This window comes from Arthrobacter sp. TJ-58, assembly GCF_058269295.1.
Map to the genome: position 1 here is coordinate 319,250 of NZ_JBZCNM010000001.1, position 26,160 is coordinate 345,409.

At 64.1% G+C, this 26,160-nt stretch carries 21 protein-coding genes; 17 read left to right on the plus strand and 4 right to left on the minus strand.

The window, feature by feature from the left end:
- Positions 1-13: 13 nt before the first annotated feature.
- Positions 14-916 carry an ATP-binding cassette domain-containing protein gene (locus AC4D2W_RS01505; RefSeq protein ID WP_490925147.1) on the plus strand — a complete coding sequence of 301 codons (903 nt, stop codon included), beginning with the start codon at positions 14-16 and terminating at the stop codon, positions 914-916.
- A gap of 59 nt (positions 917-975) precedes the next feature.
- Here AC4D2W_RS01505 and AC4D2W_RS01510 read toward each other — a convergent pair whose 3' ends face one another.
- A complete protein-coding gene (locus tag AC4D2W_RS01510; RefSeq protein WP_490925148.1) occupies positions 976-1,914 on the minus strand; it encodes a 5'-3' exonuclease in 939 nt (312 codons plus the stop codon).
- 56 nt (positions 1,915-1,970) lie between these two features.
- Here AC4D2W_RS01510 and AC4D2W_RS01515 point away from each other — a divergent pair, with 56 nt between their 5' ends.
- Both AC4D2W_RS01515 and AC4D2W_RS01520 read left to right on the plus strand, forming a co-directional pair.
- The gene (locus tag AC4D2W_RS01515; RefSeq protein WP_490925149.1) at positions 1,971-2,447 is read left to right on the plus strand and encodes an NUDIX hydrolase; all 477 of its coding nucleotides are present in this window, start codon (positions 1,971-1,973) and stop codon (positions 2,445-2,447) included.
- A 166-nt stretch (positions 2,448-2,613) separates the two neighbouring features.
- Complete coding sequence (locus AC4D2W_RS01520) at positions 2,614-4,029, plus strand: YhgE/Pip domain-containing protein (RefSeq protein ID WP_490925992.1); 1,416 nt, start codon at positions 2,614-2,616, stop codon at positions 4,027-4,029.
- A gap of 31 nt (positions 4,030-4,060) precedes the next feature.
- On the opposite strand, the gene AC4D2W_RS01525 is transcribed toward AC4D2W_RS01520, so the two are convergent.
- Entirely contained in the window at positions 4,061-4,645 is a 585-nt protein-coding gene (locus tag AC4D2W_RS01525) for a helix-turn-helix domain-containing protein (protein WP_490925150.1), read from the minus strand.
- A gap of 132 nt (positions 4,646-4,777) precedes the next feature.
- On the opposite strand from AC4D2W_RS01525, the gene AC4D2W_RS01530 reads away from it, so the two are divergent.
- Positions 4,778-5,773 carry an NAD(P)/FAD-dependent oxidoreductase gene (locus AC4D2W_RS01530; protein ID WP_490925151.1) on the plus strand — a complete coding sequence of 332 codons (996 nt, stop codon included), beginning with the start codon at positions 4,778-4,780 and terminating at the stop codon, positions 5,771-5,773.
- Here the strand turns inward: AC4D2W_RS01530 and AC4D2W_RS01535 are convergent.
- Positions 5,770-6,432: a TetR/AcrR family transcriptional regulator gene (locus AC4D2W_RS01535; RefSeq protein WP_490925152.1), complete on the minus strand. Its 663-nt coding sequence runs from the start codon at positions 6,430-6,432 to the stop codon at positions 5,770-5,772. The two genes, AC4D2W_RS01530 and AC4D2W_RS01535, sit on opposite strands and share 4 nt — an antisense overlap.
- A 159-nt stretch (positions 6,433-6,591) precedes the next feature.
- Here AC4D2W_RS01535 and AC4D2W_RS01540 point away from each other — a divergent pair, with 159 nt between their 5' ends.
- The 12 genes from AC4D2W_RS01540 (at position 6,592) to AC4D2W_RS01595 (ending at position 23,097) form a co-directional block, all read left to right on the plus strand.
- A complete protein-coding gene (locus AC4D2W_RS01540; RefSeq protein ID WP_490925153.1) occupies positions 6,592-8,760 on the plus strand; it encodes an ABC transporter permease in 2,169 nt (722 codons plus the stop codon).
- A 267-nt stretch (positions 8,761-9,027) separates the two neighbouring features.
- A complete protein-coding gene (locus AC4D2W_RS01545; RefSeq protein WP_490925154.1) occupies positions 9,028-9,978 on the plus strand; it encodes an ABC transporter substrate-binding protein in 951 nt (316 codons plus the stop codon).
- 140 nt (positions 9,979-10,118) lie between these two features.
- A complete protein-coding gene (locus AC4D2W_RS01550; RefSeq protein WP_490925155.1) occupies positions 10,119-11,645 on the plus strand; it encodes a sugar ABC transporter ATP-binding protein in 1,527 nt (508 codons plus the stop codon).
- A complete protein-coding gene (locus AC4D2W_RS01555) occupies positions 11,642-12,673 on the plus strand; it encodes an ABC transporter permease (protein ID WP_490925156.1) in 1,032 nt (343 codons plus the stop codon). The genes AC4D2W_RS01550 and AC4D2W_RS01555 overlap by 4 nt, the downstream gene beginning before the upstream one ends.
- Positions 12,673-13,683: a galactofuranose ABC transporter, permease protein YjfF gene (gene yjfF / locus AC4D2W_RS01560; protein WP_490925157.1), complete on the plus strand. Its 1,011-nt coding sequence runs from the start codon at positions 12,673-12,675 to the stop codon at positions 13,681-13,683. Before AC4D2W_RS01555 ends, yjfF begins: the two co-directional genes overlap by 1 nt.
- Positions 13,684-13,798: 115 nt before the next feature.
- Positions 13,799-14,767: a bile acid:sodium symporter family protein gene (locus tag AC4D2W_RS01565; protein ID WP_490925158.1), complete on the plus strand. Its 969-nt coding sequence runs from the start codon at positions 13,799-13,801 to the stop codon at positions 14,765-14,767.
- A 100-nt stretch (positions 14,768-14,867) separates the two neighbouring features.
- Positions 14,868-15,695: an SDR family NAD(P)-dependent oxidoreductase gene (locus tag AC4D2W_RS01570; RefSeq protein WP_490925159.1), complete on the plus strand. Its 828-nt coding sequence runs from the start codon at positions 14,868-14,870 to the stop codon at positions 15,693-15,695.
- Between the two features lie 180 nt (positions 15,696-15,875).
- On the plus strand, positions 15,876-17,375 hold the full coding sequence (locus AC4D2W_RS01575) for an amino acid permease (protein ID WP_490925160.1): 1,500 nt from the start codon (positions 15,876-15,878) through the stop codon (positions 17,373-17,375).
- A 146-nt stretch (positions 17,376-17,521) separates the two neighbouring features.
- The gene (locus AC4D2W_RS01580) at positions 17,522-19,765 is read left to right on the plus strand and encodes an alpha-galactosidase (RefSeq protein WP_490925161.1); all 2,244 of its coding nucleotides are present in this window, start codon (positions 17,522-17,524) and stop codon (positions 19,763-19,765) included.
- Positions 19,766-19,775: 10 nt separating this feature from the next.
- Positions 19,776-20,708, plus strand: coding sequence for a carbohydrate ABC transporter permease (locus tag AC4D2W_RS01585; protein WP_490925162.1), 933 nt, complete (start codon positions 19,776-19,778; stop codon positions 20,706-20,708).
- Between the two features lie 16 nt (positions 20,709-20,724).
- Positions 20,725-21,708: a carbohydrate ABC transporter permease gene (locus AC4D2W_RS01590; RefSeq protein WP_490925163.1), complete on the plus strand. Its 984-nt coding sequence runs from the start codon at positions 20,725-20,727 to the stop codon at positions 21,706-21,708.
- A gap of 9 nt (positions 21,709-21,717) precedes the next feature.
- Entirely contained in the window at positions 21,718-23,097 is a 1,380-nt protein-coding gene (locus AC4D2W_RS01595; protein WP_490925164.1) for an ABC transporter substrate-binding protein, read from the plus strand.
- Positions 23,098-23,118: 21 nt separating this feature from the next.
- Here the strand turns inward: AC4D2W_RS01595 and AC4D2W_RS01600 are convergent, their stop codons facing one another.
- The gene (locus AC4D2W_RS01600; RefSeq protein WP_490925993.1) at positions 23,119-24,027 is read right to left on the minus strand and encodes a sugar-binding transcriptional regulator; all 909 of its coding nucleotides are present in this window, start codon (positions 24,025-24,027) and stop codon (positions 23,119-23,121) included.
- Between the two features lie 209 nt (positions 24,028-24,236).
- Between AC4D2W_RS01600 and AC4D2W_RS01605 the strand changes: the two genes are divergently transcribed.
- Complete coding sequence (locus AC4D2W_RS01605; protein WP_490925165.1) at positions 24,237-26,012, plus strand: glycerol-3-phosphate dehydrogenase/oxidase; 1,776 nt, start codon at positions 24,237-24,239, stop codon at positions 26,010-26,012.
- The last annotated feature ends 148 nt before the right edge of the window (positions 26,013-26,160 follow it).

The window sequence follows — 26,160 nt, forward strand, 5'->3', positions numbered from 1 at the left end:
ACGGACAACAGGCATGGACACCAAGAAAAACGGCTCCCACCGGCAATCCGACGGCGGCGCTGCCGCACCCGGGCCAGCATCGGAGCCTTTGCTGCGGCTGGACAAGGTCGGCAAGCATTACGGCAATGTCATTGCCCTGCACGATGTCACGATGGACGTTGAACCAGGAAAGGTCACCTGCGTGCTGGGCGACAACGGCGCCGGCAAATCCACCCTGATCAAGATCATTGCCGGCCTGCATCCGCACGATGAGGGCACTTTCTCCGCACTTGGGGCCCAGCGCCGGTTCTCCTCGCCGCGGCAGGCACTGGACCTGGGAATCGCCGCCGTCTATCAGGACCTGGCTGTGGTTTCGCTGATGCCGATCTGGCGCAACTTCTTCCTCGGCTCCGAGCTGACCACCGGCGTCGGCCCGTTCAAGCGGCTGGACGTTGAGCGGATGAAGCAGATCACCAAGCAGGAACTGCAGGACATGGGCATTGACCTGCGGGATGTGGAGCAGCCCATCGGCCAGCTTTCCGGCGGTGAGCGGCAGTGCGTCGCCATCGCCCGCGCGGTGTACTTCGGTGCCAAGGTGCTCATTCTGGATGAACCTACGGCGGCGCTCGGCGTCAAGCAGTCGGGGGTGGTCCTGCGCTACATCCTGCAGGCGCGGGACCGCGGACTGGGAGTAGTCTTCATCACCCACAACCCGCACCACGCCTACCCGGTGGGGGACCGGTTCCTGCTGCTCAAGCGCGGCCGGTCCATCGGCTACTACGGGAAGGACAACGTCACCTTGGACCAGCTCACCGAGCAGATGGCAGGCGGCGCCGAGCTCGTGGAACTGGCGCAGGAACTCGAGACGCTGGGCGGGCACAGGGACGTTATCGCCGAGGTGGAGGCCGAGGTCCGCACCGAAACGGTCCGCGGCTAACTCCGCGGCTAACTCCGCGCCTGGCCGCACCTGTTGCCGACGACTCAGCCGGCTCAGGGTCACGCGTAGCGGTCAAAGGAGTCCAACAGCCGCTGCACGGACCCGCCGAGGTTCCACTGATCTGCGAGCCGCTCCAGTTCCGCACGCGCCTCGCCGGTAACCGGCTGAAGCCGCGCACCGGCGTCGGCCGGGGCGGGCACCGCGAGATCGCGGACCACCCGGACGACGTCGGGCGCCACCGCAAGGTAGTCGGAAGCAGCCGCCAGCTTTGAGCGCACCGGCCCGGAGACGGAGCTGGCCGGATCGGCCGCCGCCGCGAGCAGGGCGTCCAGCGTGCCAAACTCGCCCAGCAGCGACGCCGCGGTCTTCTCACCGATTCCTGCAACGCCCGGCAGCCCGTCGGAGGCATCTCCGCGCAGCGTGGCGTAGTCGGCATACTGCTGCGGCAGCACCCGGTACTTGGCCACAATGGAGGCTTCGATCAGCACATCGAGGTTCTTCATGCCCCGCGCCGTGTAGATCACGCGGACTCCGCGCCCGTCGTCGATCACCTGGAACAGGTCCCGGTCCCCGGTCACCACGTCCACGGGCGAATCGGCGGACGTCGCATAGGTGCCGATCACGTCGTCGGCCTCATGGTCCCGAACACCGACGACGGCGACGCCGGCAACTTCCAGCGTGCGGCGGATCATCGGAATCTGGGCCTCCAGCGGGTCCGGGACCACTTCCACGTCCGGCGCGCCGGCCACCTCCTCGGCCACCCGGTGCGCCTTGTAGGTGGGCAGCAGATTCACGCGCCACTGCGGCCGCCAGTTCTCATCCCAGCACGCGATCAGATCCGTAGCTTCATAATCAGCGGTCAGTCGGGCAATCATGTCCAGCAGGCCGCGCACAGCGTTGACCGGCGTGCCGTCACTGCGGCGGATCGTGTCCGGCACGCCGTAGAAGGCGCGGAAGTACAGGGAAGCAGTGTCAAGCAGCATCAGGCGCCGGTTCATAGGTGTGATCCTCGCACGAACGGGCACCGGAACGGTACGACGCCTAGGATGAGCCCATGATCTGCAGTGCGGGGATTCTGCTGTACCGCCGAGCCCCGGCGGACGCGGGAACAGAGCAGCTCGAGGTATGGATCGGGCACATGGGCGGGCCGTTCTGGGCCCGCCGGGATGATCATGCCTGGTCCATCCCCAAGGGCGAGTACCCGCTGGAGGAAGATCCGCTGGCCGCCGCGCTGCGGGAATTTGCTGAAGAAATGGGCACCCCGGCGCCTGCCGCGGACTACGCCCTGCTCGGCAGTTTCCGTGCTTCCGCCAAGAAGACCATTATCGTTTTTACGGCAGAAGCGGACTTCGCACCGGAGCGCATTGAGAGCAACACTTTTCTCCTGGAGTGGCCGCCCAAATCCGGCAGGGTCCGGGAGTACCCAGAGATTGACGACGCCGGCTGGTTCCCTGAGCCCGTTGCGCGCACCAAACTGGTCAAAGGCCAGCAGCAGGTCCTTGATGCGCTGATCCTGCGGCTGAACGGCTGATGCACCTGATGCACCTGCTGATTCAGCGGCGGAAGTCAGCCGGCGGGGGTCGACTGTATCGGTGCTGAAACGGCGCGGATACCCTCGAATAAGCAGGACGATCCCACATCTTTATGCCGGCACGGCTGCCGGGCCTTTGGAGGTATGTCCCATGCCCGCACACCAGATGAACACAGACTCACGAGACTCAGGAGAATCGACAGCGACGGGCTCAAGGGGCCCTGGCTTCTTCGTATCTCCCCGGACGTGGCTGCTGCCGTTTCTGGTCCTCCTGCTGCTGGGCGGAACAGGTACGGCTTTGTATATCGGCGGGCTCGGCAGCCCGGGCAACCATTTGGATCATTTCCCCATTGCGGTGGTGAACCAGGACAAGGGCACGGTGACGCCGGACGGCGGACGCGAGGACCTGGGGCAGAACATCACGGACGAGATTCAGAAGGGATTCAGCAGCTCGGACAAGATTGATCTGCGGGTCCTCTCCTGGGATGAAGCCCAGGACCAGATGCGCACGGGCGAGCTCCACGGCGCCGTTGTCATCCCCGAATCCTTTTCTGCGGACGCCACCGCACTGGTGAGCGGGGCGCTCAGCGCCGATGAGGTGTCACGGCCCTCAATCACCGTCTACACCAATCCCCTGGCCGGGCCGCTGGCCAGCAGTCTGGCCACAAATGCGATCGATCCGGCACTCGAACAGGCGAACCGCGGACTGGGCGAGCAGCTGTCCAGCTCCGCCATGCAGGCGCAGGACCAGGCCCAGACGGAGCTCCGGGGCCAACTGGAGGAGCTGGGCACACAACTTCCCGCCCAGCTGGAACAGCAGATTGCCCCAAAGGTTGGCGGAACATCGGCCGATCTGCTGGCTGATCCGATTGCGATCAAGACCACAGCGTTCGAAGAGCCCCCCGAGGGTGCGGCCCTGGGTGAGGGGGCGTTCTTCTATTCCGTGCTGTTGATGGTGGTGGGCCTCAGCGGATCCGTGGCCCTGCACTTCCTGGTTGATTCCCGGCTGGGGGTAGCGCCGGTCGAATTGGGTGCCCGGTTTGTCCTGGGGCCGCAGCTGCGCCCGGCACGCTGGTTCACGTATCTGGTCAAGTGGGGCATCGTGATCATTGCGGCACTGCCAACTGCCGGCCTGATGATGTGGGTGGCGTCCGCCGTCGGAATGCCCATCCCACACGGAGGCTGGTTCTTCCTCACCACCTGGCTCTCCATTGTGACCGTATCCGCGGTGACCTTTGCACTGATTACCCTGTTTGGCAGTGCGGGCATGATCCTGTCCCTCATTTACGTGGTGTTTATGGGACTGCCGGCCGCCACCGGAGTTGTCCCGCTGGAAGCCCTGCCGGGGTTCTTCCGGGTCATAGCCCCCGCTGAACCGCTCTACCACATGACCATGGCAAACCGGGCCGTGCTGTACTTCGATGCCAGCGCCGATGCCGGAGTGCAGAGCGGCATTATTGGCATGCTCATCATCCTTCTCATCGCCGTGGTGGTGGCCATGGTGTTCGCGGCAATCTACGACAAGATGCTGGGCAGCCGCGGTGCCAAGCTGGTTCCGTCCACCGGGGGCACCGCCGCCTGACCGGCGGTCCGGATGTGTGCCGCAGCCGGCTTTACTGTGCCGCCGGCCGTGCCCGTAGGTGGGCCCGCTCTCCCTGGGGGCCAAACAGGGCGAGGAATTCCACGCTTTGCGCTGTGGCGTTGTCCATCCAGTGCGGAGTCCGGGTGTTGAACTCTGCAGCTTCGCCCGGTTTCAGGGTCAATTCCTGCCCGCCCAGCACCAGCCGCAGCCTCCCGCTCAGGACGTAGAGCCATTCGTAGCCCTCATGGGTCTGAGGATCCGGGGTACCCGGGGATTTCCTGCCCGGAAGTATGTACTTGTACGCTCCAATTCCTCCGGCCTGCTCCGTCAACGGAATGATGGTTGCACCGTGGCGGCGGATCGGACGCATATGCACGCGGGGGTCCCCGGTGGCCGGAGCATCCACCAGCTCATCAATAGTCACCCCGTAGATCTTCGCCAGGGGCATCAGCAGTTCCAGTGTGGCTCGGCGCTGGCCGGATTCCAGCCGGGAGAGTGTGCTGACCGAAATTCCGGTACTGGCGGAGATTCCGGCAAGCGTCAGGCGTCTTTCGATCCGCAGCGCGCGGAGCCGGGCACCAACGCCAGTGAGGGCAGCAGCAGGGGAGTGATCCATAGCTGCTATTTTGCCATCACGGCAAAGAACTTTGCCCACTCTCGCAGCTCCATCCGACACTGGGATCAGTCCCAGGCCCCAACGGCAAGGGGATCAGGCAATAGCAGCGGTATCACCTACAGGAGTGCGGACATGGAAACAGCAGCAGGGACCACCAGCGGAAGAGCCGGCAACCGGTACGACGTCGTCGTCATTGGCGGTGCCGCAGCCGGACTCAGCGGAGCGCTGGCTCTGGCACGGGCACGCAGGTCAGTACTGGTGGTGGACGCGGGGGAGCCGCGCAATGCGCCGGCGGCCCACATCCACAACTACCTTGGCCGCGAGGGCGCAGCGCCGGGGGAGCTGTACGGCACCGGCGCGGATGAGGTGCGCAGCTACGGCGGCACCATGCGGGCGGGCCGGGTGACCACAGTGGCACGGGATGCCGAGGGAGGTTTCGTGGTGCACCTGGCAGACGGCGGGCAGGTGCCGGCCCGCCGGGTGCTGGCTGCCACCGGGGTACGGGACATTCTGCCGGACCTGCCCGGGATTCAGGAGCGCTGGGGCACGAGCGTCCTGCACTGTCCGTACTGCCACGGCTGGGAAACCCGGGACAAGGCGATCGGCATCCTGGCCACAGACCTGGGCATGTCCATGCACCAGGCCCTGCTGTGGCGCCAGTGGAGCGCGGATGTGGTCCTGTTCCTGCACGCGGCAGGAACTCCGGACGCCACCCAGGCGGAGCAGCTTGCGGCACGGGGGATCCGGACGGTTTCCGGGGAGGTCACGGGGTTGGAGGGAGACGGCGCCGGTGTCCGGCTGGCTAACGGAGCCTTGGTGAACCGGGATGCGATGGTGGTGTTTGCCCCGTTGGAGGCCCGGGCCGGGTACCTTGCGGAGCTGGGGGTCGTCCCGGTGGATCAGTACATGGGCGAGGTGGTCTTTGGGACGGCAATTCCGGCTGAACCCACCGGTGCAACGGCGGTGCCCGGTCTTTACGCGGCAGGCAATTTGACGGCACCGGCAACGCAGGTGATGGCTGCCGCTGCTGCCGGCCTGATGGCGGGCGCCGCCATTAACGGAGACCTGGTCGCCGAGGAGACGGCGCTCGGCGTCGCAGCGCTCGCGGGCGCTGCGCAGAACAGCTAGAGCAGGTAGACGGAGGAAGGCCGCGCCAGGAAGTTTCCCGGATGGGTGACCGGCGCGGCCAGCATTCCCGCGCAGGAGTCGATGAGGAAGTAGCCGACGCCGGTCCAGTTGGGTTTTTCCACCCCGTCCTGGACGCGGGCCTCATATTCGGCACAGACGCCGAGCACCATGCTGCCCAGGATCGAGGATCGGCCGTACAGGACCGACGGCGGCACATCGCCGACTGCGGCATGAGTCCGTGCCACCAGGTCCTCCATTGCGGGACTGGCGACAGCGGCCTCGGTCAGCACCTGGTGGACCGAGGGCGCCGAGCGGATCTGGTGCACAAAGCGTGCCCGCCAGCTGGGTACGGGCAGCGAAGCCAGATGGTCCACCCAGGGAAGGATCATCACGGTGAGCAGATCCGGCAGGGGAGCATCCGCCGGCAGATTGGCGAGCAGTTCAGTCCGCCGCCGGTTCGTGTCCTCCAGATGCCGGGTGACGAGCGCGCGCAGCAGTTCATCGCGGCCGCCGAAGTGGTACGCGACGGCGGAATGGTTGGCAGTGCCCGCGTGCTCGGCGATTCGCCGGTTGGAAACTGCATCGATGCCAAACCGGGCAAAAAGCTCCTCGGCTGAATCCAACAAAGTGCCGCGTGCCTTCTCGCCGTGTTGTCCCATGCTTGGTGGTTCCTCTTCTCGGCGTTCTGTTCGGTCGATTTCCAATTTTACGCCAGGTGGCGTAATTTTGACGAGTTGGTTCACACTGACCCGTCCCGGCCGTCTCCGGCCCCGGCGCACCTCGCCCCGCCTTCCATTCTTCAGCACAGGAGCACGTCCTTGACCAATTCTTCCCCTACCTCCACCGACTCCCCGCCGGAGAATGATCCGGCGGCGGAGCCAACTCAGGAAACGGAAAGCCGGGACCTCGAGGCCGCCGCCAAGCGGGCCAAGGCTGAAAAGATCGGGCGCTACGTCGCCATGTTCATGATGCCCCTGCTGATGGTGTCCATGCTGGTGGGCGGATATCTGGCCGCCATGCATTCCCCGGCCCCGCACAATATGCCGGTTGCCGTCAGCGGTTCCGCCCAGCAGGCGGACAGCTTTGCCAAAGCACTGGAATCCGCCGACGCCGACGCCGTCGAGGTCCGGATTGTGGACACGGCCGACGACGCCCGGCAGCTGGTGCTGGACCGCGAGGTTGCCAGCGCTGTTGCGCTCGGCGACGGAACCGCCACCCTTTACACCGCCGGTGCCGCCGGTGCCTCCCAAGCCAGCACGGTCACAGCCATGCTGGCGCCCCAGGTGCTCGCCTCCGGCCTGACCCTGCAGACCGAGGACATTGCGCCGCTGCCGGCCAAGGACATGGCCGGCCTGGGTGCAATGTTCATGACCACGGCCCTCATGCTTGCAGGTTACATGCCCCTGAGCCTGGCCCTGTCCAACTCTCCGGAACTGATGCGCTTCCGCCGTTTTGTTCCGCTGCTGGCCGGCTGGTCCGCACTGATTTCCGCCCTGGTCTGGACCGTCGTCGGCCCCATCATGGGTATCGTCGAAGGCCACACCGCTGCTGTCCTGGGGATCTGCTGGCTCGCCGTGTTCGCGGTGGGCAGCGTCCAGCTGTTCCTTACCCGGATCCTGGGCCCGATGGCCGTCCTGGTTGGCATGCTGTTCCTGATGGTGCTGGGTGTTCCCTCCTCCAACATGAGCATGTCCGTGCACACCATGCCCGGGCTGTACCCGTTCCTGCACAGTTTCCTTCCCGCTGCCGCCACCGGTGAATCCCTGCGGTCCGTCCTGTACTTCGGCGGAAACGGCGTGGGCCGGCACCTGTTGGTGCTGGTTATCGGTGCGGTTGCAGCTCTGCTGCTGACGCTTGGCATCGATGCCGCGAAGCGGCGCCGCAAGCCGGACGCCAAGCCCCTGGCCGTCAACGTTGCCTCACTGCACGGCGGCCCCCGCCCGAAGAGCCGGGCCTGGCGCTATGTCACCCTCGGGTTCCTGCCGCTGACGATGGTTGTGATGATGCTTTCGCTGATGCTGGGTGCGATGTACCAGCCCACGCCGCGGGACATGCCCGTCGCCGTCGTCGGCGCCACTGCCGAACAGGCCGAGCAGGCAGTTGCCGGGCTGGAAGAAAACATGTCAGGCCTCTTTGACCTGCGGGCGATGGACTCCGCCGAGGAAGCCCGGGACCAGGTCCGGGACCGGACCATCACAGCTGCCTATGTGCTGCCTTCGGCCGAGAATCCGACGTCCACCCTCATCTCCAACCAGGCTGCCGGCACCAGCGCCCAGCAGGTGGTCAACCGCGTCTTTACGCAGGTGGCCGCTGGCCAGCAGATGGAGCTGACCACCGAGGACGTGGCACCGCTGCCCAACAAGGACTCCATGGGCATGTCCACCATGTACCTGGCCATGGGGTGGATCATGGCCGGGTTCATGATCATCATTGTGGGCTCCACCGCCCAGCCTGCCAGCCGTCCGCTGCGCAAGCTGGTGCCGATTGCCGCCGGCTGGGCCGTGGGGTACTCCGCCCTGCTGTGGGTCATCGTCGACGTCTTCGTGGGTGCGATCGACGGCCACTTCCTCGCACTGTGGGGCGCCGGCGCCGTGGCGATCTTCTGTGTCGCGATGTTCACCGCGGTCCTGGAACGCCTGATCGGTATGCTCGCCATCCTTCCGGCGATCGGCATCCTGATGTTCCTGGGCATTCCGGCCTCCGGTGCGGCAATGTCCATCTACATGGAGCCGGAGTTCTTCCGTTTCCTGCACGGGTTCCTGCCGATGCCGGCTGCCGTGGAGTCCATCCGCTCCATCCTGTACTTTGGCGGCGACACCGTCGGTTCGCACTTGCTGACGCTGGGTATCTGGGGAGCCGCTTCCCTGTTGGTTCTGGTGATCATCGACCGGATCAAGCCGCCGCGGGACACCGCTTGGCCGGTGGATGACGCTCCGGTTGAGCCGGCTCCTGAAAGAGCCGAAGAGAAGGAACTCGCCGCGGTGTAGTCCGCTGCAGTTCAGGCACCCCGGCGATGCCGCAGAACAAATCAAGGGCCGCTGCCTCTGCAGCGGCCCTTGATTGTTTTTATGGCTCCTCGGGCGCCAGTACCCGGTTTAAAAAATTGCGGCCCGATTGAGGAAAACTCTGTTGACCGTTCGAATGTTAGCGTTCACAATTGCGCGCAGGGCAGGAAGCCCCCGCAGCGAAGGCGATGCTCTGTGTCCCTGCTGCGGTCCTAACTCCAGGAGGCAGCAGTGTTTCGGAAAACCCTTATGACAGCCGCGGCCGTTTCGGCACTGGCATTGTCTGCGTGCGGCGGCTCGGATGCGGGCGGCGGGTCCGATGACGGGATCACCATGGGCTTTGCCCAAGTGGGAGCCGAAAGCGGTTGGCGTACCGCCAATACAAAATCCGTGAATGAGGCGGCCGCTGCGGCCGGCATCGACCTTAAATTCAATGACGCCCAGCAAAAACAGGAAAACCAGATCAAAGCCATCCGCTCCTTCATCCAGCAGAAAGTGGACGTCATCGCGTTCTCGCCGGTGGTTGAATCCGGATGGGACACTGTCCTGAAGGAAGCCCAGGATGCGAATATCCCGGTAATCCTCACCGACCGGGCCATCGACTCCACCGATACTTCTCTGTATGAGAGCTTCCTGGGCTCCGACTTCATCGAAGAGGGCAAGAAGGCCGGCCAATGGCTGGTGGAGGACTCGGCTGCCGTGGACGGTCCGGTAAACATTGTGGAATTGCAGGGAACCACGGGCGCCGCACCGGCCCTGGACCGGAAGGAAGGCTTTGAAGAGGCCATCGCTGCCGACCCCGATCTGAAGATCGTGCAGTCCCAGACGGGCGATTTCACCCGCAGCGGCGGCAAGCAGGTCATGGAAGCCTTCCTCAAGAACACGCCGGACATTGACGTTGTCTACGCCCACAATGACGACATGGGTCTCGGCGCAATCGAGGCAATTGAAGCCGCCGGCAAGGTGCCGGGCAAGGACATCAAGATTATTACCGTGGACGCCGTCAAGGACGGAATGACGGCACTGTCCGAGGGCAAGATCAACTACATCGTTGAATGCAACCCGCTGTTGGGTGATCAGCTGATGGACCTGGCCGAGAAGGTTGTTGCGGGCGAAGACGTGCCGGAGCGTGTTGTCACGGAAGAAACTGCTTTCACCCAGGAAGAGGCCACGAAGGCCCTTCCGGATCGAAAGTACTGAACCGGATCAAAAGTACCGGGCCGGCCTGAAGCGCCGGGCCGGATTGCGGGAAGCCCGGCGAGGGCTATTCCGGAGACAACCATCGGGAGGAGTGCGGTGAGCCGGTGCTCACCGCACTCCGGCACAGAAAAGATGCATCCATGAATGAAACCGTTCCCCTCGTGGAGATGACTGGAATCTCCATTGAATTTCCCGGTGTCAAAGCCCTGGACGGCGTGGACTTCCGGCTCTTTCCGGGTGAAGTGCACGCTCTCATGGGCGAGAACGGCGCGGGAAAATCCACCCTGATCAAGGCCTTGACGGGCGTCTACCCGGTGGACAGCGGAACAATCACCGTCGCGGGGACGGAGCGGAACTTTAGCAGCCCTGCCGAGGCCCAGGAGGCCGGGATCAGCACTGTCTATCAGGAAGTGAACCTCTGCCCCAACCTCTCGGTGGAAGAGAACATCCTCCTGGGACGGGAACCACGCCGGCACGGCCGCATCGACTGGAAGGCAGTGCGCAGGAGTGCACGGCGCGTCCTGGCTGATCTCCAACTGGGCCATCTGGATCCCGGCTCGGTCCTTTCCACCCATTCCCTGGCAATCCAACAGCTCGTGGCCATTGCCCGGTCCGTCCAGATTGAAGCGAAAGTCCTCATCCTGGATGAGCCCACCTCCAGCTTGGACGCGGAAGAAGTGCAGCAGCTCTTCACCGTGGTCCGTTCACTGCGCGAACAGGGAGTCGGGATTGTCTTTGTCTCGCATTTCCTTGAGCAGGTGTATGAGATTTCGGACCGGATGACGGTGCTCCGGAACGGAAAGCTGGTGGGCGAATACCCGACAAGCGAGCTGCCCCGGATGAGCCTGATCCAGAAGATGATCGGCAGGGATGTGGAAGTCCTGGCCGAGCTGGACCGTTCCGAAACGGCGGTGTCCAGGGCAGAGATGTCACCGGGAACGGCGCTGCTTCAGACGGAAAATCTCGGGAGGAAAGGTTCCGTCGCGAACATCAGCATCAGCGTGGCGCCGGGCCAGATCCTGGGACTTGCCGGACTGCTTGGATCCGGACGCACCGAAACCGCACGGCTGCTCTTTGGCGCCGATCACGCGGATCAGGGTGAGCTGCGCATCAGCGGCACCAGCCGGAACCTGCGCAGTCCGCGTGCCGCCATCAACGCCGGAATTGGATTCTCTTCCGAGAACCGAAAGGAAGAAGGCCTCATCGGCGACCTCTCCGTGAAAGACAACCTGGTCCTGGCCATGCAGGCCAGCAAGGGCTGGCTGCGGCGAATCCCCAGTCGGCAGCAGGACCAGCTGTCAGAGAAATTCATCGAGACACTGGACATCCGGCCGGCCAACAAGGATGCGCTGATCCGCAACCTCAGCGGCGGAAACCAGCAGAAGGTGCTTCTGGCCCGCTGGCTGATCATGAACCCGAAGCTGCTCATCCTCGATGAACCCACGCGGGGCATCGACATCGGTGCCAAGACACAAATTCAGCTCCTCATCAGCAACCTGGCCGCAGAAGGAATGGCGATGATCTTTATTTCCTCCGAGCTCGAGGAAGTCCTTCGGCTCAGTGACTCCATAGCCGTCCTGAAAGACCGGGAGATGGTGGCCAACCTCCCCAACAACGGCGTCACCATGGATGACGTGATGGCCATCATCGCCGGGAGCAACGCATGAACGGGATTTTGCGGCACCGCCTCACCTGGCCTGTCCTCGCACTGGTCCTGCTGCTGCTGCTCAACCAGGCGTTCCGGTCCGATTTCCTCACGGTCCGGGTCCAGGACGGGCATCTGTACGGCAGCCTGATCGACATCCTGCGCAACGGTGCGCCCACCATCCTGATTGCCCTGGGCATGACCCTGGTCATTGCCTCCCGGGGGATTGACCTTTCGGTGGGGGCGGTGGCGGCCATTGCGGGAGCAATCTCATGCACATATATCTACAATTCACCTGATCCCGGTTCCGCGCAGACCGCGATGACGGCGGTGCTGATCGCGGTGGTTGCCGGCCTGGTCTTGGGGGCGTGGAACGGTTTCCTCGTAGCCGTCATCGGAATCCAGCCCATCATCGCCACCCTGGTCCTCATGACCGCCGGGCGCGGACTGGCGCAGCTCGTGACCGACGGACAGATCATTTCGGTTTCCAACGACACCTTCCATGCCATCGGCGCAGGCTTCTTCCTGGGCCTGCCCATCTCGATCCTGATCGCGGCGGCGGTGTTGGCCGCTGCCGGGCTGCTGACCCGCCGCACGGCGCTGGGAACACTGATCGAAGCCGTCGGCATCAACCCCGCGGCGAGCCGGCTGGCCGGCATCAAAGCCCGCAGCATCACCTGGATCGTCTACATCTTCAGCGGGTTCTGTGCGGCGGCGGCCGGGCTGATGATCAGCTCCAACGTCACAGCAGCTGATGCCAACAACGCCGGGCTTTTCATCGAAATGGATGCGATTCTCGCCGTCGTTATTGGCGGAACCTCACTTGCCGGCGGCCGCTACAGCCTCGTGGGCACCCTGATCGGTGCACTGATCATCCAGACGCTGACAACTTCGGTCTACACGCTGGGCATCCCGCCCGAAGCAACCCTGGTGTTCAAGGCGCTGGTCGTGATCATCGTCTGCCTGCTTCAGGCCCCGAAGGCACGGACCCTGCTCCGGCAGCGAAAACGCTCCGTTCCTGAACCTTCCGGCATTAAGGCGGCTGTCTAATGTCAGTGCTCACCAGCCCTTCCTCGCCCTCCACCCGCAACCGGATCAGCCGGGTGCGCGGTGCAGCGAAGTTTGCTCCCACCCTGGCGGCGATCGGATTGTTCCTGGCAATGTTTGCCGCCGGGTCCGTGATGTATCCGGGGTTTGCCTCCGGACAGGTGTTCCTCAACCTGCTTATCGACAACACGTTCCTGATTGTGCTCGCCGTCGGCATGACCTTTGTCATCCTCACCGGGGGCATCGACCTTTCAGTGGGCTCCGTTGTTGCCCTCTCCATGATGATCGCGGCCAGTCTCCTGCAGGCCGGCTGGAATCCCTTTGCAGTCATTGTGCTTGTGCTCCTGGCCGGTGCGGCGTTCGGGCTGCTGATGGGGCTGATCATCCAGGTCTTCGAGATCCAGCCCTTCATCGTGACCCTGGCCGGACTCTTCCTGGCCAGGGGGCTGTGCTATGTCATCAGCTTGGACGCCATCACCGTGACCGATCCGTTTTTCACCTCCATGGCCCAGTCCCGGATCCGTTTCGGAGGCCTGTTTGTCTCCCCGGGCGTCATCATTGCTCTGCTCGTGGCTGCGGCGGCGGTGTACGTCCTGCACCAGACGCGCTTTGGCAGGACGGTCTATGCGATTGGCGGCGGAGAATCCTCGGCTGTGCTGATGGGACTGGCCGTGCCCCGGACCAAGGTGCTGGTCTACGCGATCAGCGGCCTGTGCTCCGCAACCGCAGGCATCCTCTTTTCCTTCTACAGTCTCTCCGGCTACAGTCTCGCCGCCCAGGGCATGGAGCTGGATGCGATTGCTGCCGTGGTGGTCGGAGGAACGCTGCTGACCGGCGGGTACGGCTACGTGATCGGTTCGCTGACCGGAGTCCTGGTCCTGGGAATCGTCCAGACCTTCATTTCTTATGAAGGAACCCTGAGCTCCTGGTGGACCCGGATCGTCATCGGCGCCCTGCTGCTGGTCTTCATCCTGCTGCAGAAGCTCTTCTCGCGAACAGCGAAACTCGCGTAGCCGTATCCAACGGCGCCCGCCGCCGTCGTCGTTCCCGCACGACGACGGCGGCGGGTACGCGCGTAGCTCCGCGTCACAAATAGCGCACCCGCGCAGCAGATGCCAGCATGTGGAGATGTCAGCGAACCCCATCACCTCAGCACCCAAACGGATCCGGACGGCCGAAGAGCGCAGTGCGCGCGTGGCCGTGACAGTGTTCCCCCTGCTCATTCTCGCCGGGGGAGCGGTGGCCCTGTTTTTCCCCGAGCCCTTTACCGGGCTGTCAACGTTCGTGAATCCGGCCCTGATGCTGATCATGTTCGGCATGGGCCTGACCCTGACCCTGCCGGACTTTGCCCTGGTGGTCCGGCAGCCGTTGCCCGTGCTGCTGGGGGTGGGGGCGCAGTTCGTGATCATGCCGCTGCTCGGAGCAGGCATCGCGTGGGTTCTGCAGCTCAGTCCCGAGCTGGCGGCCGGCGTCATCCTCGTTGGCTGCGCGCCGGGTGGAACGGCTTCCAACGTGGTGACGTACCTGGCTAAGGGCAACGTGGCCCTCTCGGTGGCCATGACCTCTGTCTCCACTTTGCTGGCGCCGCTTTTGACCCCGCTGCTGGCGCTGTGGCTGGCCGGCCGCTACATGACGGTGGATGCCGGTTCGATGGCCCTGTCCATCGTCCAGATTGTGCTGATCCCCGTGGTGCTGGGACTGGCGATCCGTTATGCGGTGCCGCGGCTGGTGGACCGGGTCCTGCCGGTCCTGCCCTGGATCTCCGTCCTGGCCATCACCTTTGTGGTCCTGGCCGTGGTGGCCGGAAGCGCTGCAGCCATTGTCACCGCCGGCTGGCTGATCCTGCTCGCCGTCATCCTGCACAACGGCCTGGGCCTCGGATTGGGTTACGGAACCGCAAAACTGTTCCGGCAGCCCATTGCCTCCCGGCGCACCATGGCCGTCGAAGTGGGGATGCAGAACTCCGGGCTGGCCGCCGGGTTGGCCAAGCAGTACTTCACCCCCGAAGCCGCCCTGCCGGCAGCGGTCTTCTCCGTGTGGCACAACGTATCGGGTGCGCTGATGGCAGCATTCTGGCGGAGCCGGCCCACAGTCTGATCCGGCGTCGGATCCTGAACCTAGCCGGGCGGCTACCTTTCCCGTATCTGCCCGGCTAGGGTGATGCCGTCCCGGCACTTCAGAGGAAAGCAGGCCTTCCGTGGCTTCCAAGACCATCGTGATCACAGGCGCGTCCGACGGCGTGGGGGCGGCTGCCGCGGGCAAGCTGGCCCGGGACGGCCACCATGTGGTGGTGGTTGGCCGGTCACCGGAAAAGACGGCCGCCGTGGCGGAACAAACCGGCGGCGAATTCCTGTTGGCTGACTTCGCCGTCCTGAACGACGTGCGGAACCTCGCCTCGGAGCTGCTGCAGCGGTATCCGCGCATTGATGTGCTGGCGAACAACGCCGGTGCCATCTTCGGCAAGGAACGCCAGGTGACGGGCGACGGGCATGAAATGACGTTTCAGGTGAATTATCTGGCGCCGTTCCTGCTGACCCGCCTGCTGACGGACCGGCTGCTGGAGTCCAAGGGAACCGTCATTAACACCTCGAGTGTGGCAAACCGGTTGTTTGCCCACGTTGATTTGGACGACCTCGAGGAGGAAAAGAACTACAAACCGCGCAAAGCGTACGGGGACACCAAACTGGAGCAGATCCTCTTCACCCAGGAGTTCGACCGCCGCTACCGTTCGCACGGTGCCACCTCCACGGCGTTCCACCCGGGCAACATAGCGTCGGGTTTTTCCAGCACCAAGGGTTCGGCGATGCACGCCCTTTATGCCACGCCGCTGCGCCGCCTTTTCCTGACCAGCCCCGAGAAAGGTGCACGGACGCTGGTGTTCCTGGCGGAAGGAACGCCTGGGGAGGACTATCCGACGGGAAAGTACTACGAGCGGTGCAAGGTTGCCCGTCCCAACCGGCAGGCCGCAGACGGAGCCCTGGCGCTGGGCCTGTGGAACCGGTCGGTGGCGATGCTGGAATCCTAGGCCGGGGCACAATCGGCGGCAGCAGTCTGACTGGATTGTCCGGCGCCTCTGTCCGGGAGACGACGACGGGTGTATACCGATTGTCTGGTGTCCGACGGAACTCCTCAATTGACGCCGCTGACCATCGCCAAGCAGGACAAGCACCGAACACAGGACCATCGCCCAGCACAGGAGCCCGCCGTGACCAGTGAGCCTGAATCCGTCCGCCCGAAAAGTTCTCTGCCTGCAGGAGCCCATCCGCTGGACAGGGCTGTTTCAGCCGATGCCGCAGCCAAGCCGGGTGCGGTCCGGCCCGCCAAAAAGCTGCGCACCCGGCACGTCACCATGATCACGCTGGGCGGCATTATCGGCGCCAGCCTGTTCGTCGGCTCGGCTAACATCATCCGAAACACCGGGCCGGCGGCAATCCTCTCCTACGCCCTCGGCGGGCTGCTGGTCTTCCTGGCGATGCGGATGCTCGGCGAAATGGCCGCAGCCCGGCCCGCCGTCGGCTCTTTCATGGAATATGCGCGGGTGGGCCTGGGAAACTGGGCTGCCTACATTGTTGGTTGGCTGTACTGGTATTTCTGGGTGGGCGTGATCGCGTATGAATCAGTGGTGGGCGGAGGCATGCTCCACAACTGGTTCCCCGGCCTGCCGGCATGGACCGGTTCGCTGATCCTTCTGGGGATTTTCGTCTGCAGTAACCTGATCTCGCTTCGCACCTTCGGGGAAACGGAGTTCTGGCTTGCCAGCATCAAAGTGCTGGCCATCGTGGTGTTTCTGGCGGCAGGCATCCTCTACATCCTCGGTCTGCTCCCCAATGCCTCGCTATCGGTCTCAAACCTGTGGGCTAACGGCGGGTTCATGCCAAATGGATTCAGTGCAGTCCTGGCCAGTGTGGCGCTGGTTCTGTTCTCCTACTTCGGCACCGAAATTGCCGTCATGGCGGCCTCGGAGTCAGAAAATCCCGCCGCTGGAATTCGCCGGGCGGCAAACACTGTGATCTGGCGGGTCATGCTCTTTTACGTCGGTGCCATCTTTGTCATTGTCACCATTGTTCCGTGGAACCAGCTTCCTGATGCGGCCGTGATTGCACCCTTCACCTACGTGTTCAATCTGTTCGGCCTGCCGGGCGCCGAGACAATTATGGGTCTCGTGATTTTCACCGCGGTCCTGTCGGTACTTAATTCCGGCACGTATTCGGCGTCAAGGATGTTTGCCGCCCTTGCCGAACAGCGGCTTGCACCGTCACTCATAGCGGTGCGGAACAAGCGCGGTGTTCCCGTGTTCGCCGTTATTGCGTCCACCGTAGGCGGCCTCGTCGCCACTCTGGTGAACTTCATCGCGCCGGGTTCGGGAATTTATGAATTCATCATGAATTCAACCGGTCTGGTGGCCCTTTTTGTCTATGTCTTCATTGCGGTCACGCAATGGAGGCTTCGGGCCACAATGACTTCCCAGGAACAATCCGTCCTGAAGATCAAGGTGTGGCTGTTCCCATGGCTGAACATCGTCCTGATCCTGGGGGCAATCGGAATTGTCACCATCATGATGTTCAGCGAGAGCGGGCGGACCCAGGTTTACACCAGCTTCCTCGCGGCAGCCGCGTTGGTGCTGTTCTGGCCCCTCGTGCGCAGAAGCCTCGCGCTGCACAAGGCTCCAACACCTTCGATCAAACCTGCTCCCGGACTCGCCTAGCGCTGCGGACGGGCCGGTTCCGCACCCTGCGACTCGCGGGCACGGGGTAGTTGAATCGACGCTGCAGGCGACTACGGTATGACGTACATCACACCAGCCGGCCGCTGCAGTGCGGACGGCCCGCCCGTCCCACTGCAGGAGCCCTAGTGACAGCTGTCAGTCTCGAACCTTCCCTCGTCCTCGACACCACCGGCGCCTGCCGCGTTCATCTGTGCAGCGGGGGTGTGTCGGTGCTGGTGGATCTTTCCCATGACCAACTGCCATCCGTGGTGCACTGGGGAGCGGCGCTGCCCGGCCTTGGAGCCGAAGAAGCCGCCATGCTCGCTGCCGCAGCTGTTCCCCACGGCTCCGCCAACAGCCTGGATGTTCCCGTCCGTCCGGACATGCTCGGTTCACTCCATGCGGGATGGACCGGCCGGCCGGGGCTGGCAGGGGACCGGCACGGCACGGCGTGGACCCCTCTGTTCACCGTTACCAGGGTGAACCTGGGGGTGCCGGCGGAGCAGGAAACAGCAACAGATGGAGCCCTCACCAGTACGGGTGCAGCCCAGCTGTTCGTGACGGCGGCGGATGAGCTCTCCGGATTGGAACTGACGATCGAGCTGGAACTGGCGCCGTCGGGCCTGCTGCGGACCCGCGCCGGCGTGACAAACACCGGGGAAGGAGGTTACCGGGTCCAGGAACTGGGCCTTGTCCTCCCCCTTCCCGCGCGTGCCCGGGAAATCCTGGACTTTGCCGGACACTGGGGCGGAGAACGTGCGCCCCAACGCACTGCACTGCCGGTGGGAATCCACCTGCGCGAGGGACGCAAGGGCCGCACCGGTGCGGACGCGGCCTACGTCCTGTCAGCGGGTGAGCCGGGATTTGGATTTGCCGACGGCCAGGTGTGGGGGTTGCACGTAGGGTTCTCCGGCAACCACCGCGCCTGGGCAGAGCGGCTCTCCAACGGGCTGCAGGTGTTGGGCGGCTCCGAACTGCTCCTGCCCGGCGAGCTGGTGCTTGGACAGGGGGAGAGCTACACCTCGCCCTGGTTGTACGGCGTCTGGGGGAACGGGCTCGATGACCAGGCCCGGCGCCTGCACGCCTGGCTGCGCGCCCGCCCGGAGCATCCCTCCCGTCCGAGGCCCGTCACGTTGAACGTGTGGGAAGCCGTGTATTTTGACCACCGGCTGAGCCGGCTCACCGAGCTGGCGGACCGCGCAGCGGAAGTCGGCGTTGAACGTTTTGTGCTCGACGACGGCTGGTTTGGCTCCCGCCGCGATGACACCTCCGGGCTGGGGGACTGGGTGGTTTCCCCGGAAGTGTGGCCCGGCGGCCTGGATCCGCTGATCGACCACGTGCGCTCCAAGGGGATGGAATTCGGTCTCTGGTTTGAGCCCGAAATGGTCAATCCGGATTCGGAAGTGGCCCGCGCCCATCCGGAGTGGATTATGGCGCCGGCCGGGCGGCTGCCGGTGGAATCCCGGCAGCAGCAGGTCCTCAACATAGGAATGCCCGGAGCCTACGAGCATGTGCGCAACCAGATGGTTGCCCTGCTGGAGCGCTATCCGATCGCCTACATCAAATGGGACCACAACCGGGACCTGACCGAGGCCGGAACCCAGCCCGACGGACGCCCCGGTGTCCACGCCCAGACTTTGGCCGCCTACCGGCTGATGGCCGAACTGAAGGAAAGATTCCCGGAACTTGAAATCGAGTCCTGCTCCTCCGGCGGCGCCCGCGTGGACCTGGGCGTCCTGGAACACACGGACCGGGTCTGGACCTCGGACTGCATCGACCCCCTTGAACGGCAGCGGATGCACCGCTGGACGCAGCAGCTGATCCCGCCGGAACTGATGGGATCCCACATCGCCTCACTGCGCTCACACACCACGGGCCGGATGCACACGCTGCACTTCCGGGCGGGAACGGCCGTGTGGGGACATCTGGGCATCGAGTGGGACCTTACGGAGGCCACCGCGGAGGAGAGCAGCGAACTGGCCCAGTGGGTGGAGTTCTACAAGGAACACCGCGCGCTGCTGCACAGTGGAAACATGGTGCGCCTGGATTCCTTCGACCCGTCTCTGCAGATCCACGGGGTGGTGGACCAGACCGGCGGCGAGGCACTGTTCGCCGTCGTGCGCACCGCGGTCTCGGATGTTGAGCCGCTGGGCAGATTCCAGTTCCGCGGCCTGGAACGGGCGCAGGCCTACCGGCTCCGCGACGTAACCCCCGGCCCTGCTCCGAGCGGCTTCCGGCCGCCGCCGTGGTGGCCGGGCAGCGAGGGTGCAGTCCTGACCGGGCGGGCACTGGAACAGGTGGGCGTCCACACTCCGGGGCTCCACCCGGATGAGATGCGCATACTGCATCTGGAAGCAGTCTCCTCAACCGCAGCTGCGGTCCAGGGCTGAGGCACCGGCCATGGCAACCACCACGCCGCTGCAACGGAGCAGCGTCGCCGGAACGCCCCCGAAACGGCGCCCGCGTTCCGGCCAGGACACTAAGCTTGCCCTTCTATTCATCGCTCCGGCCGCACTCGGCTTTGTTTTCTTCCTTGCCTGGCCCACGGTCCGCGGCATCTGGCTGAGCTTCACCAGCTTCAACCTGCTGACGCCGTCGGAATTTGTGGGCCTGGACAATTACCGCCGGCTGGTCCAGGACCCGATCTTCTGGGACTCCCTGGTGGTCACGGTCCAGTACGTGGTGATCAACATCGGCGTGCAAACCGTTGTGGCTCTGCTGATAGCGCTGTTGATGCATCAGCTGACCCAGTCATCGCTTTTGCGCGGACTGGTGCTGGGTCCATACCTGGTGGCCAACGTTGTGGCGGCGATCGTCTGGCTATGGATTCTGGACACACAGTTTGGCGTGGCCAACCAGGTGCTCGAATGGATCGGGCTGGACCGGATCGGCTTCCTGTCCAGCGAGACCTGGGCCATTCCCACCATTGCGCTGATCAACGTATGGCGGCACATGGGGTACACGGCCCTGCTGATTTTCGCCGGCCTGCAGGCCATCCCTCCACAGGTGTATGAGGCGGCACGGATTGACGGTGCCGGAGAGGTCCGCACCTTCTTCTCCGTCACCCTTCCGCTGCTGCGCCCCATCATGGCCCTCGTGCTGATCATGACCGTGATCGGCAGCTTCCAGGTTTTCGACACGGTGTCCGTCACCACCGGGGGAGGCCCGGCCAACGCGACCAACGTCCTGCAGCTTTACATCTTTGAAATGGCCTTTGGACGCTTCCAATTCGGTTATGCCTCTGCCATGTCCGTGGCCCTGCTGGTGGTCCTGGCGGTCATCACGTTTGTCCAGTTCCGTCTGACCCGCGCCGGCTCCACCGACCTGAACTGAATCCGAGGATCCTAGAATGAACGCGATTCCCGCACCGGGTGCCCTCGGAAGCACCCTGGCCTCTACCGACGTTTCCCTGGACACCCCGCCCGGCGGCAACAACCCGGAACATGTACGACGACGCCGGCGCCTCACCCCGGGCAGGGCCCTGGCCTGGGCTTTCCTGGTGGCCGTCATCCTGATTACCCTGTTTCCGTTCTACTGGATGCTGCGCACAGCACTGTCCACGAACGCCGGCCTGCAGGCACATCCTGCGTCCTGGCTCCCGCCCGAGTTCAGCTGGGGTGCCTTTGAACGGGTGCTGGGCATGGCCACCACCGAGGAAGCCATTGCGGAGGGCGGCGCGGGCACGGCCATGAACTTCTGGCGCTACCTGCTGAACTCGGTGGTAGTAGCCACCCTGGTGACATCAGGCCAGATCTTGTTCTCCGCCATGGCGGCCTACGCCTTCTCCCGGCTGAAGTGGCCCGGGCGGGACAAGGTATTTGCGCTGTTCCTGGCCGGGCTGATGGTTCCCGCCATCTTCACGCTGCTGCCCAACTTTGTCCTGATCAAGCAGCTGGGCCTGGTGGACACCCTGCTGGGCATTGCCCTGCCCAGCATGTTCATGACGCCGTTCGCCGTGTTCTTCCTGCGCCAGTTCTTCATGAGCGTGCCCAACGAACTGGAAGAGGCGGCCCTCCTGGACGGGGTCTCGAAGGTCGGCATCTTCTTCAGGGTCATCCTGCCGCTTTCCGCTGCACCCCTGGCCACACTGTCCATCCTGACCTACATCACGTCATGGAATGAGTACTTCTGGCCCCTGATGGTCTCCTACACCGACAAATCCCGGATCCTCACCGTGGCCCTGGGTGTTTTCCGGGACCAGTCGCCGCAGTCCGGGACGGACTGGGCCGGCCTGATGGCGGCCACCCTGATTGCCGCTTTGCCGATGGTCGCCCTCTTTGCGGTCTTTGCGAAGCGCATCATCAACTCCATCGGTTTCAGCGGCATCAAGTAGGAGCACACCATGACACACTTTGGCATTTCCCCTCGCCGCCGCGTGACCCGGGCCGGCGTCGTCCTTACCGCAGCTGTCCTGGCGCTGAGCGGATGCGGAGGGCAGGCAGAAAGTGACGTCGGCGGCTCCGGCGTCATTGATTACTGGCTCTGGGACAACAACCAGCTGCCCGCCTACCAGAAATGCGCGCAAATGTTCGAGCAGGAAAACCCCGGCCAGGAGGTGCGCATCTCCCAGACCGGCTGGGACAGCTACTGGACCAAGCTCACCGCCGGGTTCATTGCCGGTACCGGTCCGGACGTGTTTACCAACCACGTCTCGAAATATCCGCAATTCACTGAGCTTGAGGTTTTGGCACCCCTGGATGAACTGCCCGCCACGGCAGCCGTGGATCCTGACGATTTCCAGGCAGGCCTGGCCGATCTGTGGACCGGACCGGACGGACACCAGTACGGCATGCCCAAGGACTGGGACACCATAGCCATGTTCTACAACGCCGATCTGCTGGCCGAAGCCGGATTCTCGGCGGCGGACCTGGACGGGTGGAGCTGGAACCCCGAGGACGGAGGAACGTTCGAGAAAATAGTGGCCCACCTGACCGTGGACGGCAACGGGGTACGCGGCGACGAGCCGGGCTTCGATAAGGACAATGTGTCCGTTTACGGATTCGGCGTGGCCGCGGCAGGGGGCGACAACGCCGGGCAGGCGCAGTGGTCCGCTTTTGCCGCCTCGAACGGCTGGACCTCAACCAACAAGGCACTGTGGGGGGACCGCTATAACTACGACGACCCGGCGCTCCACGAGACACTGGACTGGTTTTTTTCACTGACGGACAAGGGCTTCATGCCGCGTTACGGACAGTTCAACGCGTCAGAAGGAACCAGCGGGCAGCTGGCTTCGGGAAAGGTAGCCATAGTTCCCGACGGCGCCTGGACCATTACTTCCTACGCCAAGGCTGAAGGAATGCAGGTTGGTACGGCGCGGACCCCCATCGGCCCCGACGGGACGTCGAAGTCCATGCTTAACGGACTGGCGGATTCCGTGGTGAAGGACACCGACAATCCCGAGGGTGCCGCGGCCTGGGTGGCGTTCCTGGGATCCACCGCCTGCCAGCAGGAAGTTGCCCAGGCCGGTGTGGTCTTCCCGGCCCGGCGTGACTCCACGCCCATCGCCGCGGAGGTCTACCGGAGCATGGGAATAGACCCGGATCCCTTTATCGCCCCCGTGGAGGAAGACAGCACCTTCTACGTCTCGGTCACCACGCACGCAGCGGATGTCACGGCCCTGATGAAACCGTCCCTGGAAGACATCTGGGCCAACCGGGTGCCGGCGTCGACCCTTCGAGAGACGAACGACGCGATCAACGTCCTCTTTGAAACGGGAGGATAACGGGAGGATGCGGCTGCACCGTCAGGCAGAGGCCAGCAGCCGCGCCGAGTTCTCATCCAGCATGAGGTCGGTGACCAGCCCCGCCCGCAGTGCGCCCAGGAGGCTGGTGACCTTTGATTCCCCGGCCACCACACAGATCCGGCGGGGAACCTGGCGCAGCTGCTCCAAATCCGGGCCGGTGCTGCGTTCGTTGAGGCGAATGCCGTCCCAGGTGCCGTCGGCGCGGTAGAACATAGTGGCAACATCGCCCACCACCTCCTCGGCCATTAGATCATCCAGGTCCTCTTCGTCCAGATAGGCGCCGTTGTAGACGTGGCTGGGCACGCCGGCCTTGATGGAACCGACGCCGAAGATGGCGGTGTTCATCCGGGACTGCAGGTCCAGCACGCGTTTCACAGGCCGCTCCCGCCACATGGCTTCCTTGGTTTCCGTATGGTCAAAGAACGCGGGAACCGGGAACTGCACCACGCGCGCACCGTAGGCGTGGCCGAACCGCTGGAGGATTTCGCTGGCGTAGGTGATGCCCGACGTGCGGAAGTTGCCCGCCCCGTTCATCTGCACAATTGTGCTGTCGTGGGTGTTCTTCACGGACAGATACTGGCTGACGGCACCGAGTGTAGAGCCCCAGGCAACACCAACAATGGCGTCGGAATCAATGAGCGGCCCAATGAGATGGGCCGCCTGCACAGCAACGCGCTGCAGCGTCTGGGACGGAGACACGCCCTCTGCCACAGGGATCACCCGGGCATGGATGCCAAAGCGCGAGCTGATCTCCTTCTCCAACGCCGGGGCACGGTCCGAGGCGCTCTTGATGCGGATCTCCACCAGTCCGGTACTGCGGGCATGGGAGAGCAGACGGGAAACCGTGGAGCGCGATATCCGCAGTTCCCGGGCGATTGCCTCCATGGTCAGGTTCTGGAGGTAGTACATCTGGGCTGCCCGCAGGGCGTCCCGGTCACGGCCTTCCCGCTCAGTCGCGGTAGGGCCCTCCAGCGGCCTCACCGAAAACGCATTGGTGACATCTTTGTTCACTTGCTGCCCGCCAACACTGCTTCGATCCACATGATTCCATTATGGCAGGCTGCACGTTTGTGCATCAGCTCGATTGCCGGTGCCCCGGACTCCGAACATTGTGGGATATGGCAAAGCCGCCACAGAAGCGTTTGGAGATAGTCGTGGACAATTCCGTGAACCCCACCAAGGGAAAAACCGCCGTCCGTCCGGTGGTGCAGCAGCTGAAGGACCGCCCCCGGGCCTCAGTGCTCATCGTCGGCGGCGGCATCAATGGCGTAGGCACCTTCCGTGACCTGTCGCTGCAGGGAGTGGACGTAGCTCTCGTGGAGCGCGGTGACTACTGCCAGGGTGCATCGGGCGCCTCGTCGCACATGATCCACGGCGGCATCCGCTACCTGGAAAACGGCGAGTTCCGCCTCGTGCACGAGTCCGTCGTCGAGCGCAATGCGCTGCTCCGTCTGGCCCCGCACTACGTAAAGCCGCTGCAGACCACCATCCCGATCACGAGCACGTTCTCGGGCATCACTGCAGCTCCGCTGCGCTTCCTGACTCACAAGCAGGGCAAGCACACCGAGCGCGGCGCCGTCCTGATCAAGGCCGGCCTGCTGATGTATGACTTCTTCTCCCGCGGAGGCCGCGTGGCCCCCCGCCACAACTTTGTGGGCAAGAAGAAGTCCCTGCAGGAACTTCCCAAGCTGCGTTCGGACGTCAAGTACACCGCAACCTACTTCGATGCCTCCGTTCACAACCCGGAGCGCCTGACCCTGGACGTGCTGCGCGACGGTCTTGAGGCCAACCCGCAGTCCCGTGCCAGCAACTACGTCTCCGCCGTGGGCACCACGGACGCCGGCACGCTGCTGCGCGACGAGCTGACCGGCGAAGAGTTCCTGTTTGAGGCCGACGTCGTCATCAACGCCACCGGCGCCTGGGTGGACGAGACCAACGACTCCTTCGGCAAGCGCACCTCCTTCATGGGCGGGACCAAGGGCTCGCACATCGTCCTGGACCACCCGGAACTGCTGGAAGCCTGCAACGGCCGCGAACTGTTCTTCGAGCACACCGACGGCCGGATTGTCCTCATCTACCCGATGGGTGACCGTGTCCTGGTGGGCACCACGGACATCGACGCCGACATCACCGAGGATTCGGTCTGCACCGACGAGGAAATCGAGTACTTCTTCGAACTCGTCGCCCATGTGTTCCCGACCATCGACGTGCGCCGCGACCACATCGTCTACACCTTCTCCGGTGTTCGCCCGCTGCCCAAGCACGATGACACGCAGCCCGGCTTTGTGTCCCGTGACTACCGCATCGAAAAGCGCATTGACCGCCGCGGCGGCAAGAACGTCACCAGCCTGTCCCTCGTGGGCGGCAAGTGGACCACGTTCCGCGCCCTCTCCGAAAACCTCGCCTCCGAGGCCATGACCGCACTGGGCATGCCGCGGAAGACGACCACGTCGGAACTGCAGATCGGCGGCGGCAAGGGCTTCCCCCGCACCGAGGCCGAAGAGCGCCTGTGGGTCAACCGCACCGCCAGCGAGGTTGCTGACCGCGACCGCGTCCGCGTGCTGCTGACCCGCTACGGCACCCGCGCCACGGACGTCCTTGAGTTCCTGGCCCAGGGCGGAGACCAGCTGCTGGCCTCCACCAACGAGCTGAGCACCCGCGAGCTGACCTACATGGTTGAGCACGAGCAGATCACCCGAATGTCCGACATTCTGATCCGCCGTACGTCGCTGGCCTTCCGCGGCCTGGTGACCGCGGAAATGCTGACCGAACTGGCAGGCCTGCTGGCTCCGCAGCTTGGCTGGGATGACGCCGAAGCCGAGCGCCAGATCAAGGCTGCACGCGAACTGCTGGTCAACATGCACGGCATGAAGATTGCTGCTCCGGTAGCCTAAGCAGCGCCGTTTTCTCAACAGCGCAGTTCGTCACTGAAGGGCGGACACCGTAAAGGTGTCCGCCCTTCAGTTGTTTAACGCTGTGAGAATTCTCAGGACTCTGTTTCATGGCACGGCCGGCATCTTTTTACGGAAGTATCCGGGTTTT

Coding starts and splice junctions, on each gene's coding strand:
- AC4D2W_RS01550 (WP_490925155.1), top strand. CDS start 10,119: ATGAATGAAACCGTTCCCCTCGTGGAGATGACTGGAATCTCCATTGAA.
- AC4D2W_RS01605 (WP_490925165.1), top strand. CDS start 24,237: ATGGCAAAGCCGCCACAGAAGCGTTTGGAGATAGTCGTGGACAATTCC.
- AC4D2W_RS01595 (WP_490925164.1), top strand. CDS start 21,718: ATGACACACTTTGGCATTTCCCCTCGCCGCCGCGTGACCCGGGCCGGC.
- AC4D2W_RS01515 (WP_490925149.1), top strand. CDS start 1,971: ATGATCTGCAGTGCGGGGATTCTGCTGTACCGCCGAGCCCCGGCGGAC.
- AC4D2W_RS01510 (WP_490925148.1), bottom strand. CDS start 1,914: ATGAACCGGCGCCTGATGCTGCTTGACACTGCTTCCCTGTACTTCCGC.
- yjfF (WP_490925157.1), top strand. CDS start 12,673: ATGTCAGTGCTCACCAGCCCTTCCTCGCCCTCCACCCGCAACCGGATC.
- AC4D2W_RS01555 (WP_490925156.1), top strand. CDS start 11,642: ATGAACGGGATTTTGCGGCACCGCCTCACCTGGCCTGTCCTCGCACTG.
- AC4D2W_RS01565 (WP_490925158.1), top strand. CDS start 13,799: ATGTCAGCGAACCCCATCACCTCAGCACCCAAACGGATCCGGACGGCC.
- AC4D2W_RS01585 (WP_490925162.1), top strand. CDS start 19,776: ATGGCAACCACCACGCCGCTGCAACGGAGCAGCGTCGCCGGAACGCCC.
- AC4D2W_RS01535 (WP_490925152.1), bottom strand. CDS start 6,432: ATGGGACAACACGGCGAGAAGGCACGCGGCACTTTGTTGGATTCAGCC.
- AC4D2W_RS01590 (WP_490925163.1), top strand. CDS start 20,725: ATGAACGCGATTCCCGCACCGGGTGCCCTCGGAAGCACCCTGGCCTCT.
- AC4D2W_RS01600 (WP_490925993.1), bottom strand. CDS start 24,027: ATGTACTACCTCCAGAACCTGACCATGGAGGCAATCGCCCGGGAACTG.
- AC4D2W_RS01520 (WP_490925992.1), top strand. CDS start 2,614: ATGAACACAGACTCACGAGACTCAGGAGAATCGACAGCGACGGGCTCA.
- AC4D2W_RS01530 (WP_490925151.1), top strand. CDS start 4,778: ATGGAAACAGCAGCAGGGACCACCAGCGGAAGAGCCGGCAACCGGTAC.
- AC4D2W_RS01545 (WP_490925154.1), top strand. CDS start 9,028: ATGACAGCCGCGGCCGTTTCGGCACTGGCATTGTCTGCGTGCGGCGGC.
- AC4D2W_RS01505 (WP_490925147.1), top strand. CDS start 14: ATGGACACCAAGAAAAACGGCTCCCACCGGCAATCCGACGGCGGCGCT.
- AC4D2W_RS01525 (WP_490925150.1), bottom strand. CDS start 4,645: ATGGATCACTCCCCTGCTGCTGCCCTCACTGGCGTTGGTGCCCGGCTC.